This is a genomic window from Cochlodiniinecator piscidefendens, from assembly GCF_011326755.1.
Classification (GTDB): Bacteria; Pseudomonadota; Alphaproteobacteria; order Rhodobacterales; family Rhodobacteraceae; genus Cochlodiniinecator; species Cochlodiniinecator piscidefendens.
Genome location: NZ_JAAOIE010000002.1, coordinates 21,978 through 38,409 on the forward strand (window position 1 = coordinate 21,978; position 16,432 = coordinate 38,409).

Sequence of the window (16,432 nt, forward strand, 5' to 3'; positions counted from 1 at the left end):
TTTTATTTTTAGCGACCGATTGACCACCATCCCCGGCGTTTGGGTTTGGGTGGGGATGGCTCTTCGACCACTGCGACTTCCTCAGCGACGGCCACCTCAGGTGCCTCTGCAACGACCGCAGGTTCATCAGGAACAGTCTCAACGCTTGGTTCAGCCGCAACTTCTGGTGCAGCCTCAGCAACAGCTGCGACAACCTCCATTTCAGGAGTTGGTTCTGCCCGCGCTGGTTCTGCCTCTTGAACGACTTCAGCAACCGGTGCCACCTCAGGTTCAGCTGCAACAGGTGCAGCCTCCTGCACAACCGGCTCTGCGGGTGTGTCGGTGGCGGCAGTTTCAACCGATGGCTCACCAGCCTCAGACGCAGCATTCGCGGCTGCAAGCTCTGCAGCTTCGTCTTCAGCGATTTTCTTTTTGCTGCGACGACGACGCTTCTTCGGCTTTTCCTCTTCTTGCGCTTCGGCCGCTGGCTGAGCTTCAGCTTCAGCTGCGTTTTCATCAGCCTCAGGTTTTGCATCGGCATCTGCAGTCTCTGCAGAATCTACGTCCGAGGACTTAGAGCGACGACGACGGCGGCGCTTTGGCTTATCTTCGGTTTGTTCTGCAGCCTCACCTTCGACAGGTGCCTCTTCAGATTGCGGATTTTCCTCGTCCGAGGAAGTCGCCGCATCAGAAGCGTCTTGGTTGCCCTCTTCACCCTCGGATTTTCCACCGCGACGACGGCGACGACGACGGCGACGTTTCTTTGGCTGCCCTTCGTGGTCTTGTGCCTCAACATTATCGACGGCTTCATTGGTCTTTTCTTCGGCCTCTTCCGCCTCGTCGATATCGTCCATCAAAGACGTATCAACAGACACAACAGCGGTCGTTGCCTCAGGCACTCGGCGCGTTGCAGTCTTAAACCGCTCAACTGAGAAATCAGGGCTGATCATAAATGGATCAGCCTCAATCCGAATAGAAAGGCCATAACGGCTTTCGATGCTCGCGATGTGTTCACGTTTGTCATTCATCAAAAAGTTGATGATGCCAATCGGTGCTTTTAACAGAACTTCACGTGACCGACGGCGCACGCCTTCTTCTTCCAACTGACGCAAGATCGTCAATGCGAGGTTGTCATCAGAACGGATCAAGCCTGTACCGTGACATGCTGAACAAGGCTGCGTTGTTGCCTCAATCATACCAGGACGCAAGCGCTGGCGCGACATTTCCATCAAGCCAAAGCCAGAAATGCGTCCGATCTGAATGCGCGCGCGATCCGTTTTCAGTTTATCTTTGATACGCTTTTCAACGGCCGAGTTGTTCTTACGCTCTTCCATGTCGATGAAATCGATCACGATCAAACCGGCAAGGTCACGCAGACGCAATTGGCGCGCAACTTCTTCGGCCGCTTCGAGGTTCGTGTTCAGCGCGGTTTCTTCGATTGAACCCTGTTTGGTCGCACGACCAGAGTTGACATCGATTGCAACCAACGCTTCCGTCACGCCAATTACAATGTAGCCGCCAGATTTCAACTGAACCGTCGGATTGAACATGCCCGCCAAGTAGCTTTCGACCTGATAGCGCGCAAACAACGGCAATGGATCACCATAGCGTTTCACGTTCTTAGCGTGTGAGGGCATGATCATCTTCATGAAGTCTTTGGCGATGCGGTAGCCGCGTTCGCCCTCAACAACCACTTCGTCGATCTCGCGGTTATAAAGATCGCGGATTGACCGTTTGATCAGATCGCCTTCTTCATAGATTTTCGCGGGTGCAACGCTTTTCAATGTCAGCGCGCGGATTTGCTCCCACAGGCGCTGCAGATATTCATAGTCGCGTTTGATTTCAGCGCGGGTGCGTTTTGCCCCAGCGGTCCGAATGATCAAACCCGCACCTTGAGGCACGTCAATTTCTGTTGCGATGTCTTTTAGTTTTTTGCGGTCGTCGGCATTGGTGATTTTGCGCGAAATACCACCACCACGCGCTGTGTTTGGCATCAGAACGCAGTAACGACCCGCCAAAGACAGGTATGTTGTCAGGGCTGCGCCTTTGTTGCCGCGCTCTTCTTTCACAACTTGAACCAAGAGGATTTGGCGTACTTTGATAACTTCTTGGATTTTATAGCGTTTTGGACGTGGCTTACGCGGACGACGAATCTCTTCTGTTACGTCTTCTTCAGCAACAGATTCGATATCGTCATCTTTTTCTGTTGCTTCCAGAGGCTTTTCATCCTCATCATCATCGCTGTCGTCGCCTTCAGATGCATCCTCTTTTACTGTGGGTTCTTCTGCAGCGGCTTCAGCAGCAGGTGCTGGTTTTTCTTCTGCAGTGTCTTTAGCCACATCATCAGAGCTTGCTTCGACAGGTTCATTTGTCGGCTCTTCTACCTCAGGTGTTTCTGACGCTTCGGGTGTTTCCACAGGCGTTTCTGTGACCAGCTCCATGGGAGAGCTGCCCTCGACATCGTCGCTGTCCAATTCAACAACGTCCATACCCGCGATTTCGCGTGTTTCCACGGCGTCGTCGGATTTCACTTCGGCAGCTTTGGGTTTTGAACGACGTGTGCGGCGGCGTTTTGGCGCCGGCTTTTCGTCTTCTTCTTTCAGAGACTCCGCATATGCGCGCTCTTCTTCCATAAGCGCTTCGCGGTCAGCAACCGGGATTTGATAGTAATCAGGGTGTATCTCTGAAAACGCCAGAAACCCATGACGGTTTCCACCATAATCCACAAAAGCCGCCTGTAAGGACGGTTCAACCCGTGTAACTTTTGCTAGATAGATATTGCCAGCAAGCTGACGTCTGTTTTCGGATTCAAAGTCAAACTCTTCAACTTTGTTTCCATCAACCACAACAACGCGGGTTTCTTCCGCGTGGGTGGCGTCGATAAGCATTTTCTTAGCCATGTTAACTCTTTGCACGCCAATATGCGCCTTATCCCAGGAGGGTCGGACGACAAATTAGGGTGACTTGTTCTGGCGAATCTGGACGCGGGGAACAGCTGTGGGTCGGCGCAAGAGGCCCCCATGCTTTGTTCCTGACTTTTATCGCGTCGCATCGCGTTACTTCTCCGAATGCCAAAGACATCCATTATGACGCCTGGACGGTTTATCGTCTCAGGCATATTCCCGGTCTTTCGACCCAATCGGTCTGTTCTGATGTGCAGGACTGCCCTGCGTCGCCTCAAGAACAGCGAAACTCAATCAACGGGCCTCATCTAAATGCGGGCCATCGTATGGTCACAATAAAGGCGCTCAGCGCAAAAAGACAATGGGGAAAATTGCAATGCCTTCAATTCATATGGATAAAACATGAATTGAAGGTCGCTGCGGCACTTAATTTAAGGCTTTGCTTGCTTTTGGGGACGCGGTTTATTTAAACGCCCTCCCCCAACAGCCGCACGCACACCTGTGGTTGACGGACAAGATGTGGCCATACCTTTGGCAACGCGTACAGCAAGATAGGCAAAGGCTTGCGCCTCCAGCATATCCCCGTCAAAGCCCGCGTCCTCAACCGGGGCGACCGGACAATCCATCAAAATTGACAGCATCGTCATAAGGGTCGTATTTTTACGCCCTCCGCCTGTCACCAAAACCCCCTGCGGTTTGCGCGGGCAATGCTCAAGCGCTTTGGCGGCCGATGCCGCTGACATTGCCGTCAATGTTGCGCAAGCGTCTGCATTTTCCAAAACGGCAACTTGTTCTAACAGGTCTGGGAAATCATGCCGATCCAGCGATTTTGGCGGCATACGAAAGAAATAATGGTGCTGAAGGAAATCTTCGACCATGTATTCATCAACTTCGCCTTCAGCCGCCAATTCACCGTTCTTATCATAAGGCACACCAAAGCGTTGCATCATCAGATCATTGATCGGTCCATTGGCTGGCCCAGTATCAAACGCCAGCAACGCGCCATCATCTTCTGGGCGCTCAGCACTTGGATCAACCCAAGTCATATTACCGACGCCACCGAGGTTAAGAAACACGATGGGCTCTTCGGCCTGCATAAATTTAGCACAGGCAAAATGGAAAAATGGCGCAAGCGGCGCGCCCTCCCCGCCCATTTCAACATCTGAGCTGCGAAAATCCCAAACCACAGGACATTGCAGAACCTCGGCCAACACCCGACCGTCGCCAGCCTGATGCGTTCCCATTCCGTGTGGATCATGCGCCAAAGTCTGCCCGTGAAAGCCGATCAATTCAGCATCGCCAAACTGGGATAGTATCGTTGCATGAACGGTTTCGATGACTTCAGCGGCATCTTCGACTCCGTGATCACCGGGCCACATGCCAAAAGCCGACCCGATCTCTGCGCGTTCTTCCGGGCTATAGGCGCGGTAGTCGCTTTGACCAAATTCGATGATGTCGATTCCATCGGTTTTCACCATTGCCGCATCGACCCCGTCTAAGGATGTACCCGACATGGCCCCAACGGCCCAAATTGCATCTGCCTTCAACATGGACTTTCCCTTTTAACCCGACACCGATATACCCCGGAGACGTAATGCAAACCATGGATAAATGAGCTATGACTTACCACCCCAAATCCGACTTCATGCGTGTGATGATCGAGCGCGGCTTTTTGGCCGACTGCACGGACTATCAAGCGCTCGACGAAGCTTTGATCAAGGGTGTGCTTCCGGCTTATATCGGCTTTGACGCCACTGCCAAGTCCCTGCATGTGGGATCGCTCATACAAATTATGATGTTGCGCTGGCTGCAAAAAACCGGCCACAAGCCGATTGTCCTAATGGGTGGCGGTACCACAAAGGTGGGTGATCCGAGTTTTCGCGCTGATGAACGCCCCCTTCTGACCCCTGATCAGATCGATGATAATATCTCTGGCATCAAAAAAGTATTCACCAGCTATGTGACTTTTGATGAGAGCGATACTGGCGCTGAGATGGTCAATAACGCGGAATGGCTGGATGATCTGAACTACCTAGAGTTCTTGCGTGATATCGGACGTCACTTTTCCGTAAACCGTATGTTGGCCTTCGAAAGCGTAAAGTCACGTCTGGATCGTGAACAAAGCCTGAGCTTCCTTGAATTCAATTATATGATTCTTCAGGCTTACGATTTCCTAGAACTCAACCGTCGCTATGGCTGCCTGTTGCAAATGGGCGGGTCCGACCAATGGGGCAATATCGTCAATGGTATCGACCTCACCCGGCGCGTTCTGGACAATCAGATTTTTGGTCTTACATCGCCGCTTCTCACTACATCCGACGGTAAGAAGATGGGAAAATCACAAGACGGTGCGGTTTGGCTGAATGCAGATATGTGCAGCTCTTACACATTCTGGCAATTCTGGCGCAACACGACGGATGCCGATGTTGGACGATTCCTGAAGCTATATACAGAACTGCCGCTGGATGAATGCGAACGCCTCAGTGCGCTTGAAGGCTCCGCCATCAACGACGCAAAAATCCGCCTCGCGAATGAGGTCACAACGCTTGCCCATGGGGCCGAGGCCGCTGCTGCTGCCGAAGCCACCGCACGCGAAGTGTTTGAGAAAGGTGGCGTTGGGGATGATTTACCAACCCTAGAGCTATCCGCAGATGATTTGGGGGATGGCATTTCGATCGTACAATTGATCGTTAAATCCGGCCTAGCCAAATCTGGCAAAGACGCAAAACGACTGATTGCCGAGAATGGCGCGAAGCTGAATGATACACCGCTGACAGATGGCGGCCTGTTCCTAAAGGCTGAAGATCTGGCGGAGCCGATAAAGCTTTCCGCCGGTAAAAAGCGCCATGCATTGGTAAAGCTATCCTAACAAAAAAGGCCCGGTCAATGAACCGGGCCTTCTCACAAATGTTATGGGATAATTAGAAAGTTTCCATGATCAGCTGCGCGTTACAAGCGCTGCCATCGTAGGAGCCAACCCAAACATCATAAATCCCATCACCAGCTGGGCGTGTAAGACGGATTTTTGGATCTAGGTTGCCATTGTCATCGTCATCAAAATACCAGTTCACACCGGCTGTGTTGATCAACAATGTTGCATCACAATCGCTCACGACGCGAAATTCCAATTGGTAACCACGAATGCCGCGTACCGTGACAGAAAAGTCTGGTGGCGTAATCATAAAGCCCGGCATAGGGCCATTCCAGTTGCGCGCACGAATATGGCGGCAGTGGGCGGTCATATTGTTGTTGCCCCCTGCGACAACATTCATAGGGCGAGGTGTCCACAGATCATTACCTGTATACGTATATTGCTGCTGTCCCCAGAGTGTATAATCGGGGCACGCGACGGCTGGTGATGCTAAGGCCATAAACAGCCCGATGATCGGCGCTAAAATTTTAGCTCTCATATTAATTCCCTCATAGTTTCGATCAATCAACACTGAGCGGCGGTGTTATTGCCTATGGTCAAAAGGTGTGCCCTATGTCCCCACATCCCTATGATGGCAGCCTTAACGCTCTTTAATCAATCTATTGATGGTGCCCAAAGTGAACACACGACGATGTAAATTCCGACATTTTGCCGTTCTCAGTCACACCAAAAGCACTTTACCAACCCGCATCCTGGTGCAACGTCAGGACCTCTAGGTCAAATACAATTCAAAACGTGGCTAAAAGCATGCCACTCAAAAAACAAATGTGCTTTCACATGGATGCTAAACCTATAACGGTTATAGGGTCAAATATTTTCGTTATAAAACAGGGCCCAATGGGTCATGTATTCCCTACCTTTTCGGAAATAGAACCAAAATGGGCCAATTATAGCAACCTAAAGATGAATACTACTGCCCAAGCATCCAATCTCCATTAGGGAAAAATGAATGAAAGGAAAAGGCAAACATTATGTCATGCGGAAGGTCATTACCTGCCTGATCGCGCACACGAATGGTGCCGACATCGCGACCTTCAGCAATAGAACGCGTATCTAATGCCGACGCCTGCCCTGCCGCCCATGAAATGCGAATACCTGCTTCGGTGATTTCGTTTACATCTCTAATCCGTTCAACCGGCCAGGCACGATCCCCCACACGTACGACCCGCGCCAGCGCCGCTATGCCATGGGGTGGTTCTTCGCCGGAATATAGAAATGGCCGGTGGGAACTGTCATAGCTTACATAAGGGTTTTGACCATACGGCCGGCGATACTCAGGTTGCGCCATCACCAACCCATCGGGATTTCTCTCTGTGAATTCTTCCCAGCTTTCCATCCAAGCTGGTATTTGGGTCAATTGTTCTGAAGCGTATTCCCCAACGATCCCAATGCCCAGTGCCTGCTGCCACCAGCTTTCGGTTTCGCGGTCATACATGATCATGTTGGAATCCCGCAGCTTACCTGACACCCCAAACGACAAAGTGCGCCCATCGTATCGACGATCAAATACGACGCCTGAATTGCAAAGTGGGCAGAATGTAACAACTACGGGCAAATCCCCGATCACGTCATTCACGATTTCATGCCACGTCAAATACCGAATGGGATAAGCCCGCGGCGTCTGCCCCTCAATTTCCAAGGTCATAACAGGTTCGCGCAGACCAATGTTCTGTTCATCACCCGCAGGGATAAACTGAGGATCAAAAACCGCAGGAATCCCATCTTTGGGTGGCCCGCCCGACATGACCTCGGACCAATTTTCAATCGTTGTTTGGGTAAAGTCAGTCTGTGGCCACTCATGGCGCCAAAAGTCGGGATTGGCATAAGCTGCAGACGCAAAAGCAGCGACGAAAGCAGTGATCAAAACGGTCAAACGCATTGCGGGGCCTTTCTTTGCTCCACTCGAAAGTGACAAAGAAAGGCCCCGCAAGATAGATACAATCACGCAAGCGTGAATAGAATTGAGTTATTCAGTGGCCGCGTTTTCAACGTCATCTTCGAGAACTGTGACCGTGGCCATCACATCAGGGTTAGACACTGCGCCATTGGCCCCGCCACCCTTTTGAATAGAATCGACCACATCCATGCCCTCAATCACGCGACCAACAACTGTGTATTGGCCGTTCAAATGAGGGGCAGCGTCAAACATAATGAAAAACTGGCTGTTGGCAGAGTTCGGATTTTGCGACCGCGCCATCCCAACGACACCCCGTTGAAACGGAACATTTGAAAACTCAGCCGGAAGATCCGCATAAGATGATCCACCAGTGCCCGCACGACGTGTGTTTCCTTCGGCTTGGCCAAATTCAACATCGCCGGTCTGCGCCATGAAACCATCAATCACCCGATGAAAGACAACACCATCATAAGCGCCCTCTTCGGCCAAAGTGGCCATGCGTTCAACATGCTGTGGCGCAACATTTGGCAGCAGGTCAATAACGACCTGCCCCGTTGCAGCGCCCGCAACATCAATCACAAGATTCGGACCCGGGGTGTCTTCAAACACCACTGTTTCCTCAGCTTGTGATTCATTTACAGCAATCAGACCCAATACGCCTGCCCCAAGCACCATGCCGAGGCCCGCGAAAAGGAATTCCTTACGCATCTGCAGCAACTTTCACAGAAATCATGCGATCAGGCTCCGCAGGTGGCTCGCCACGTACGATTGCGTCAACATGATCCATACCTTCGATGACACGGCCATAAACAGTGTATTGACCGTTCAGGAAGTTATTGTCGCCAAAGTTGATGAAGAATTGGCTGTTGGCAGAGTTCGGGTTTTGCGAACGTGCAGCACCAATTGTACCGCGGTCATGTGGCAGTTTTGAAAACTCAGCCGGAAGATCAGGCTTATCTGATCCACCTGTACCCGCACGACGCAGGTTGAAGTTGTTTTCCATGTTGCCGTTTTCGACATCACCAGTTTGCGCCATAAAGCCGTCAATCACACGGTGAAACGCAACATTGTCATAAGAACCAGCGCGCGCCAATTCCTTCATGCGTGCGCAATGCAACGGTGCAACTTCGTGCAAGAGTTCGATGGTGACAGTACCACCCTTGAGTTCCAACAGGATGGTATTTTCAGGATCTTTGATCTCAGCCATCAGGCGTTCCTTTCATAACAAATCGGCGCGACCCTAATCTTTCCGCAACAGAAGGAAAAGAAGAAACCGCAACCATTGACCAAAGCGCAACTTCAGGCCAAGACACAGCCAAACTGCCAAAGGAATTTATTATGACCTGGAAAACCCTCGACGACATGGATCTCAACGGCAAACGTGTGTTGACCCGCGTTGATATCAACGTCCCGATGAAAGATGGCGTAATTACTGACGCCACACGCATTGAACGTATTGTGCCAACCATCAAAGACATTTTGGCCAATGGCGGCAGCCCTATTCTTTTGGCGCATTTCGGTCGCCCCAAAGGTCAAGTTGTGCCAGAGATGTCCTTGGCTCCGCTCGTCCCCGCTTTGACTGACGCATTCGGCTCTGAGGTCACGTTTATTGAACGCCCCAGCCGCGACGCGATCGATGCGCTTCCGGCAAATGCCGTGGTTTTGGTGGAAAACACCCGCTTTTCCGCGATGGAAGAAAAGAACGATCCACAAATGGCGGCGTTTCTGGCGACCTTGGGTGATGTCTACTGCAACGATGCGTTCAGCGCCGCGCACCGCGCGCACGCGTCCACCGAAGGCGTTGCACGGTTGTTGCCAAATTGTGCTGGGCGTCTCATGCAGGCCGAACTCGAAGCCTTGGAAGCTGCGCTTGGCACCCCGAAACGCCCGGTTGTTGCGGTTGTTGGTGGCGCGAAAGTTTCTACCAAGCTGGAGCTTTTGGGTAATCTCGTTGGTAAAGTTGACACATTGGTCATCGGCGGCGGCATGGCAAACACCTTCCTCGCGGCCCAAGGCATTGATGTTGGCAAATCGCTTGCGGAACATGACATGACCGATACGGCGGTTGAAATTATGGCAAAGGCAAAAACAACCGGATGCGATATTATCCTACCCGTTGATGTGGTTGTCGCACGTGAATTCAAAGCGGGTGCCGATAATCAAACCGTTGCTGCAGACGCCTGCCCCGCAGATGCGATGATTTTGGATGCAGGACCCAAAACTGTGGCCTTGGTCGAAGCTGCCCTTAGCAATGCCAAAACACTGGTCTGGAACGGACCTATGGGCGCATTCGAGATCAATCCATTTGATGCGGCAACGAATGCCGCTGCAAAAGCCGCAGCGCGCTGCACCAACGATGGCACATTGATTTCAGTTGCGGGCGGCGGGGATACTGTTGCTGCATTGAACAAAGCCGGCGTCGCCGAGCAATTCACCTATATTTCCAGCGCGGGCGGTGCGTTTTTGGAATGGATGGAAGGCAAAACTTTGCCGGGTGTTGCTGCGCTCGAAGGTTAATCAAGCCTTGTTAGCGCCACCATAATTGAAACCTTTGCGCCCTTCCTCTAGAAGCGGCGCAAAGCGGGTTGCCTGCGCACTGTATTATTTTAAGCGAGATCAAAGATGTCAAAGCAAAGCCAAACTGAACAAGTACGCTCCGGAGACGGGTTTATTGCAGCCCTTGACCAAAGCGGTGGCTCAACCCCAAAGGCGCTCGGCCTATATGGTGTTGAAGAAACAGCTTATAGCAATGACGACGAAATGTTTGGCCTGATCCACGACATGCGCGCACGCATCGTGAAATCCCCATCTTTCACTGGGGACCGTATTGTTGGCGCAATCCTATTTGAAATGACCATGGATCGCGAAATCGACGGCATCCCGTCTGCAACTTACCTTTGGGAAAAGCGTAATGTTGTTCCATTTTTGAAAGTGGACAAAGGCCTAGAGGCCGAGGCAAACGGCGTACGCCTGATGAAGCCAATTGATGGCCTAGACGCGTTGTTGTCTCGCGCAAACGAAGCCGGTGTTTTCGGAACAAAAATGCGCTCAGTTATTGATGCAGCGAACACCGACGGCATTGCAGCAATCGTCGCGCAGCAGTTCGACGTTGCAAAAGCAATCCTCGCGCATGGTCTGGTTCCAATCATCGAGCCAGAAGTCACAATTTCAATTGCTGATAAAGCCGAATCCGAAGACATTCTGCGCGATGAAATCGCCAAACACCTGAATGACCTGCCTGAGGGCCAACAGGTAATGCTGAAACTGACCCTGCCAGCACAGGCAAACCAGTACAAGGCGTTGGTGGATCATGACCGCGTCATGCGTGTTGTTGCATTGTCTGGTGGATATTCTCGCGACGAAGCAAACGGCAAACTTAGCCAAAACAGCGGCATCATTGCCAGCTTCTCTCGCGCACTGACCGAAGGTCTATCGGCACAGCAAAGCGACGCAGATTTTGATAGCGAATTGGCAAAAACTGTTGACGGCATCTATGCAGCTTCCGTCGCCGGATAAGTAAAGACTTTACTAACAAAAATGAATTGGAGGGCTTTTGCCCTCCTTTTTTTTATTTTTTTCAATTCTTTGCAGAAAAGGGATTCACAAACCGAATCACCTGTGGCATTGTCATTTCATCGCCCGATAAGAGGCGTTTGAGGCAGAGCATGAGCGCACCCAGAACCAAACCTACTATAGGCGCAATAGCCTATTTTGCCGTGTGTTTTTCACTCGGTATATACTTCACTTTTGCAGCGATGCAGGGGGATTATGGGTTATTTCAACGGGTGCGTATCAACGCAGAGACCGTACAGCTTAGGCAAGAGCTGGCGGACTACCAACGACAGGTGGCGGAATTAGAAAATAAGACCCGCCGCCTGTCGGATACCTACCTTGATCTGGATTTGTTGGACGAACAGGCACGCAGCGTTTTGGGTATGCTGCGCACAGATGAAGTTGTCGTACGCTAATCCAATCGTTTCGTTACCTTTACCATCTTTCCTAAATCTTGTTGTTTTTAACGCTCCCCAGCGCGCTACCCATATGGTAAACAGATGATAGTTTAACGCTAAACTACTTATGTTACCGCCGGGAGGTTCGCGAATGGCTACGAAAAAATCTTCAACGAAACCAAATGTTTCGAAGGAAGAATTGCTCTCTCATTATCGTGAAATGCTACTGATACGCCGATTCGAAGAAAAGGCAGGTCAATTGTATGGAATGGGTTTGATTGGTGGGTTTTGTCACCTCTATATCGGGCAAGAAGCCGTTGTTGTTGGCCTAGAGGCCGCCGCTGAAGAAGGCGACAAACGCATTACCTCATACCGCGATCACGGCCATATGTTGGCCTGTGGCATGGACCCCAAAGGCGTGATGGCTGAGTTGACCGGACGCGAAGGCGGTTACTCCAAAGGCAAAGGCGGCTCCATGCATATGTTCTCGAAAGAGAAACATTTCTATGGCGGCCATGGGATCGTTGGAGCGCAAGTTCCGCTTGGTGCCGGTTTGGCTTTCGCAGATAAATACCTCGGCAATGACCGCGTGAGTTTTGCCTATTTTGGTGATGGCGCTGCAAACCAAGGCCAGATCTACGAAACTTTTAATATGGCTTCGCTTTGGGACCTGCCTGTCGTTTTCGTTATTGAAAACAATCAGTATGCCATGGGCACATCCCTACAGCGTGCGTCCTCTTCACCTGAACTATACACGCGCGGCGCGGCCTTCGGAATAAAAGGCGAAGCCGTTGACGGCATGGATGTCTTGGCCGTGAAAGAGGCTGGCGAAAAAGCGATTGCGCACTGCCGCGCTGGGAAAGGCCCCTACATTCTGGAAATGAAGACCTATCGCTATCGTGGTCACTCAATGTCCGATCCCGCGAAATATCGTACCCGCGACGAGGTCCAGAAAGTACGCGAAGAACGTGACGCCATCGAACACGTTCGCGAGCTTTTGCTTTCAGGCAAACACGCATCTGAAGACGACTTGAAGGCCATTGATAAAGAAATCAAAGCCATCGTGAATGAATCCGCTGAGTTTGCGAAAACAAGCCCGGAACCCGCTCTCGAAGAGCTATACACCGATATTTACGCACAGTCGTGATCTGAGAGGACATTATAACAATGGCAATTGAAATCTTAATGCCCGCTCTTTCGCCAACGATGGAAGAAGGCACGCTCGCCAAATGGTTGGTCAACGAGGGTGATACAGTTTCATCCGGCGACATTCTGGCCGAAATCGAAACAGACAAAGCAACAATGGAATTCGAGGCCGTCGATGACGGTGTTATCGGAAAAATCCTTGTCGCAGAGGGCACCGAAAATGTTGCTGTTAATACAGCTATCGCTGTGCTGCTCGAAGAAGGCGAAGACGCCAGCGCGGTAAGTTCCGTCAGCGAAGCGGCCCCAGTGCCAACAGAACCAACTCTGGTTGCGGCGGCTGTTCCTGCCGCGCCGATCACACCGGTTGTTCCGTCTGAAACGGAAATTCCTGCAGGCACTGAAATGAAAACCCAAACCGTCCGCGAAGCATTGCGCGACGCGATGGCCGAAGAAATGCGGGCAGATGACACCGTCTTTTTAATGGGGGAAGAAGTCGCAGAATATCAGGGCGCTTACAAAGTGTCCCAGGGTATGCTCGATGAATTTGGATCACGTCGTGTTATCGACACCCCAATCACCGAACATGGTTTTGCGGGTATCGCGACAGGTGCGGCCTTCGGTGGTTTGCGCCCAATCGTCGAATTCATGACATTTAACTTTGCCATGCAAGCCATTGACCATATTATCAATTCGGCTGCGAAAACACTATATATGTCTGGTGGCCAAATGGGGGCACCGATGGTGTTCCGCGGCGCCAATGGGGCGGCCGCGCGTGTTGGTGCGCAGCACTCTCACGACTATGCTGCGTGGTATGCACAGGTTCCCGGGCTGAAGGTTGCAATGCCCTATTCAGCAGCTGATGCAAAAGGCCTGCTGAAATCTGCAATCCGCGATCCAAATCCGGTTATCTTTTTGGAAAATGAAATCCTGTATGGTCGCACGTTTGAAGTGCCTGTGATGGATGATTTCACCGTTCCATTTGGCAAAGCAAAGATCTGGCGCGAAGGCAGTGATGTAACTCTGGTTTCCTTTGGAATTGGGATGCAATACGCACTAGAAGCGGCCGACAAACTCGCTGAAGAGGGCATTGGCGCCGAGGTAATTGATCTAAGGACTCTGCGTCCAATTGACTACGACACCGTGCTAAATTCAGTTATGAAGACCAATCGCTGTGTCACGATCGAGGAAGGCTTCCCAGTCGCCTCAATCGGCAATCATTTGTCAGCTACGATCATGGAACGCGCATTTGATTATCTGGATGCCCCAGTCATCAACTGCACCGGAAAAGATGTACCCATGCCGTACGCTGCGAATTTGGAAAAACTCGCGTTGATCACAACTGACGAAGTGATCGCCGCAGTTAAACAAGTCACTTACCGTTAAAGGGGAATAGCAATGCCAACAGAAATCCTGATGCCCGCGCTCTCCCCCACGATGGAGGAGGGCACACTTGCAAAGTGGCTCGTCAATGAAGGCGACACAGTCTCGGCCGGTGATCTACTTGCAGAAATCGAAACTGACAAAGCGACAATGGAATTCGAAGCGGTAGACGAAGGTGTCATCGGTAAAATTCTGATCGCGGAAGGCAGTGCAAATGTTGCTGTTAACTCTGTGATCGCCGTTTTACTCGACGATGGTGAAAGTGCTGCGAATATAAAACTTTCGACAGCAGCTCCAACACCGACTGCATCAGAACTCCCCGCTGAAGCCCCAGCCCCAGCGCCAATGGTCGGCACCACCCCCGCGCCATCAGCAGTAACCGGCACACGGGTATTTGCCACACCTTTGGCCCGCCGTATCGCTGCAGATAAAGGTCTGGATCTCACGCAGATTTCAGGTTCAGGTCCCAAAGGGCGCATTGTCAAAGCCGATGTAGAATCCGCGACTGCTGTACCTAAAGCTGAGGCAGCGGTGCAACAAAGTGCAATTACCTCTACCGCACCTACCCCGACTGCGACGCCTTCTTCTGACGCAATCGCAAAAATTTATGCGGATCGAAAATACGAAGAAATTCAACTCGATGGCATGCGTAAAACCATTGCAGCGCGCCTAACCGAAGCCAAGCAAACTGTGCCGCATTTCTACCTGCGTCGCGATATTCACTTGGATGATCTAATGTCATTCCGTAGTCAGCTGAACAAACAGCTTGCCGCGCGTGAAATCAAATTGTCCGTGAATGATTTCATCATCAAAGCTTGCGCCCTTGCGTTACAATCTGTACCCGCGGCCAACGCTGTTTGGGCTGGAGATCGGGTATTGCAGATGGAAGCCTCGGATGTTGCAGTCGCTGTGGCAATCGAAGGCGGGCTATTTACCCCAGTCTTACGCGACTCCGATACGAAATCCCTTTCCGCTCTCTCTGCAGAAATGAAAGATTTGGCCACTCGCGCCCGCGACCGCAAGCTTGCGCCTCATGAATATCTGGGCGGCAGTTTTGCGATTTCAAATCTAGGTATGTTTGGAATTGATAATTTCGACGCGGTAATCAATCCTCCACATGGTGCGATCTTAGCGGTGGGTGCGGGCAAAAAGAAGCCAGTCGTGAATTCAGATGGGGATTTAAGTGTTGCAACGGTAATGTCTGTAACGCTGTCAGTCGATCACCGTGTGATTGACGGTGCATTGGCCGCAGAACTTCTCAATGAAATTGTAAGTAATCTAGAAAACCCGATGTTGATGCTCGCTTGATATTCAAATTTTTCACAAAAAAAAAGGGACCGTGAGATAACTCACGGTCCCTTTTTTTTTAATTTGAGAAATTTATCCGCCAGTACTGTTGATCAATTGATCCATCGTAAGCGCAGGCTGGTCACATCCAGCTTCGCCAACAATCTTCGCCGGTACACCCGCGACTGTTTTGCACGGCGGAACTTCTTGTAAAACGACAGAGCCGGCCGCGATCCGGCTACAATGCCCAACGCGAATATTTCCAAGCACTTTAGCGCCCGCGCCGATGAGAACGCCGTCATCAATCTTAGGGTGACGATCTTCGTCTTCTTTCCCAGTGCCACCCAAAGTAACAGAATGAAGCATCGACACATTGTCACCAACAATTGCGGTTTCCCCAATCACAATAGAATGAGCGTGATCAATCATGATCCCTTTCCCAATCGTCGCGCCGGGATGAATATCAATGCCAAACTCTTCGGAAACGCGCATCTGAATGAAGTAAGCCAAATCTCTGCGATTTGTTTTCCATAGCCAATTTCCTATCCGGTAGGCTTGAACGGCTTGGTATCCTTTGAAAAATAACAAAGGTTGAATAAGACGGTGGCACGCGGGATCGCGATCAAGAACAGCAACCAAATCCGCACGTGCAGAATGAGCTAAATCAGGCTCTGCCCCATAGGCATCATCCGCGATTTCCCGCAAAATCTGTTCAGACATCTCGCCTGAAGCAAGTTTCAAAGAAACGCGATAAGCAAGCGCATGCTCAATATCACGATGATGAAGAATGCTAGAATGAACCAAGCCACCTAGAAGAGGCTCTTCCGCGATCATTGCGCCTGCTTCATTGCGAATGCGCTCCCACACAGGATCAACTGATACAATCTTTTCTTTGACCTCAGCCATGTGCTTTCTCCCGCGTCCATGCCGTTAGTCAATAAATAGGCGGGAGAAAGAC

The 16,432-nt window shown here is 51.2% G+C and carries 14 protein-coding genes; 7 read left to right on the top strand and 7 right to left on the bottom strand.

Annotated features, from left to right (window positions below):
• Window positions 1-8: 8 nt before the first annotated feature.
• Both G9C99_RS04845 and G9C99_RS04850 read right to left on the bottom strand, forming a co-directional pair.
• On the bottom strand, window positions 9-2,879 hold the full coding sequence (locus tag G9C99_RS04845) for an Rne/Rng family ribonuclease (protein ID WP_166416339.1): 2,871 nt from the start codon (window positions 2,877-2,879) through the stop codon (window positions 9-11).
• 434 nt (window positions 2,880-3,313) lie between these two features.
• A complete protein-coding gene (locus G9C99_RS04850) occupies window positions 3,314-4,432 on the bottom strand; it encodes an anhydro-N-acetylmuramic acid kinase (protein WP_166416340.1) in 1,119 nt (372 codons plus the stop codon).
• Between the two features lie 68 nt (window positions 4,433-4,500).
• Here G9C99_RS04850 and tyrS point away from each other — a divergent pair, with 68 nt between their 5' ends.
• Window positions 4,501-5,751 carry a tyrosine--tRNA ligase gene (gene tyrS / locus G9C99_RS04855; protein WP_166416341.1) on the top strand — a complete coding sequence of 417 codons (1,251 nt, stop codon included), beginning with the start codon at window positions 4,501-4,503 and terminating at the stop codon, window positions 5,749-5,751.
• A gap of 52 nt (window positions 5,752-5,803) precedes the next feature.
• On the opposite strand, the gene G9C99_RS04860 is transcribed toward tyrS, so the two are convergent.
• The 4 genes from G9C99_RS04860 to G9C99_RS04875 form a co-directional block, all read right to left on the bottom strand.
• Complete coding sequence (locus tag G9C99_RS04860; protein ID WP_231703987.1) at window positions 5,804-6,292, bottom strand: hypothetical protein; 489 nt, start codon at window positions 6,290-6,292, stop codon at window positions 5,804-5,806.
• Window positions 6,293-6,724: 432 nt separating this feature from the next.
• Window positions 6,725-7,693: a DUF3179 domain-containing protein gene (locus tag G9C99_RS04865; protein WP_166416342.1), complete on the bottom strand. Its 969-nt coding sequence runs from the start codon at window positions 7,691-7,693 to the stop codon at window positions 6,725-6,727.
• An 87-nt stretch (window positions 7,694-7,780) separates the two neighbouring features.
• Window positions 7,781-8,419, bottom strand: coding sequence for a peptidylprolyl isomerase (locus G9C99_RS04870; protein WP_166416343.1), 639 nt, complete (start codon window positions 8,417-8,419; stop codon window positions 7,781-7,783).
• Window positions 8,412-8,918: a peptidylprolyl isomerase gene (locus G9C99_RS04875; RefSeq protein ID WP_166416344.1), complete on the bottom strand. Its 507-nt coding sequence runs from the start codon at window positions 8,916-8,918 to the stop codon at window positions 8,412-8,414. Before G9C99_RS04875 ends, G9C99_RS04870 begins: the two co-directional genes overlap by 8 nt.
• 131 nt (window positions 8,919-9,049) lie before the next feature.
• Between G9C99_RS04875 and G9C99_RS04880 the strand changes: the two genes are divergently transcribed.
• The 6 genes from G9C99_RS04880 to G9C99_RS04905 all read left to right on the top strand — a co-directional run bounded on the left by G9C99_RS04880 (window position 9,050) and on the right by G9C99_RS04905 (window position 15,495).
• Window positions 9,050-10,228: a phosphoglycerate kinase gene (locus G9C99_RS04880; RefSeq protein ID WP_166416345.1), complete on the top strand. Its 1,179-nt coding sequence runs from the start codon at window positions 9,050-9,052 to the stop codon at window positions 10,226-10,228.
• Window positions 10,229-10,333: 105 nt separating this feature from the next.
• Entirely contained in the window at window positions 10,334-11,227 is an 894-nt protein-coding gene (locus tag G9C99_RS04885) for a fructose bisphosphate aldolase (protein ID WP_166416346.1), read from the top strand.
• Window positions 11,228-11,376: 149 nt separating this feature from the next.
• Entirely contained in the window at window positions 11,377-11,679 is a 303-nt protein-coding gene (locus tag G9C99_RS04890) for an FtsB family cell division protein (protein WP_166416347.1), read from the top strand.
• Between the two features lie 133 nt (window positions 11,680-11,812).
• Window positions 11,813-12,808: a pyruvate dehydrogenase (acetyl-transferring) E1 component subunit alpha gene (gene pdhA / locus G9C99_RS04895; RefSeq protein WP_166416348.1), complete on the top strand. Its 996-nt coding sequence runs from the start codon at window positions 11,813-11,815 to the stop codon at window positions 12,806-12,808.
• A gap of 20 nt (window positions 12,809-12,828) precedes the next feature.
• Window positions 12,829-14,190, top strand: a complete 1,362-nt coding sequence (locus tag G9C99_RS04900; RefSeq protein WP_166416349.1) for a pyruvate dehydrogenase complex E1 component subunit beta — start codon at window positions 12,829-12,831, stop codon at window positions 14,188-14,190.
• A gap of 12 nt (window positions 14,191-14,202) precedes the next feature.
• Window positions 14,203-15,495 (top strand): pyruvate dehydrogenase complex dihydrolipoamide acetyltransferase, encoded by a 1,293-nt coding sequence (locus tag G9C99_RS04905; protein WP_166416350.1) that lies wholly within the window; start codon window positions 14,203-14,205, stop codon window positions 15,493-15,495.
• A gap of 72 nt (window positions 15,496-15,567) precedes the next feature.
• Here the strand turns inward: G9C99_RS04905 and cysE are convergent, their stop codons facing one another.
• Window positions 15,568-16,380 carry a serine O-acetyltransferase gene (cysE, locus tag G9C99_RS04910; RefSeq protein ID WP_166416351.1) on the bottom strand — a complete coding sequence of 271 codons (813 nt, stop codon included), beginning with the start codon at window positions 16,378-16,380 and terminating at the stop codon, window positions 15,568-15,570.
• Window positions 16,381-16,432: the final 52 nt, after the last annotated feature.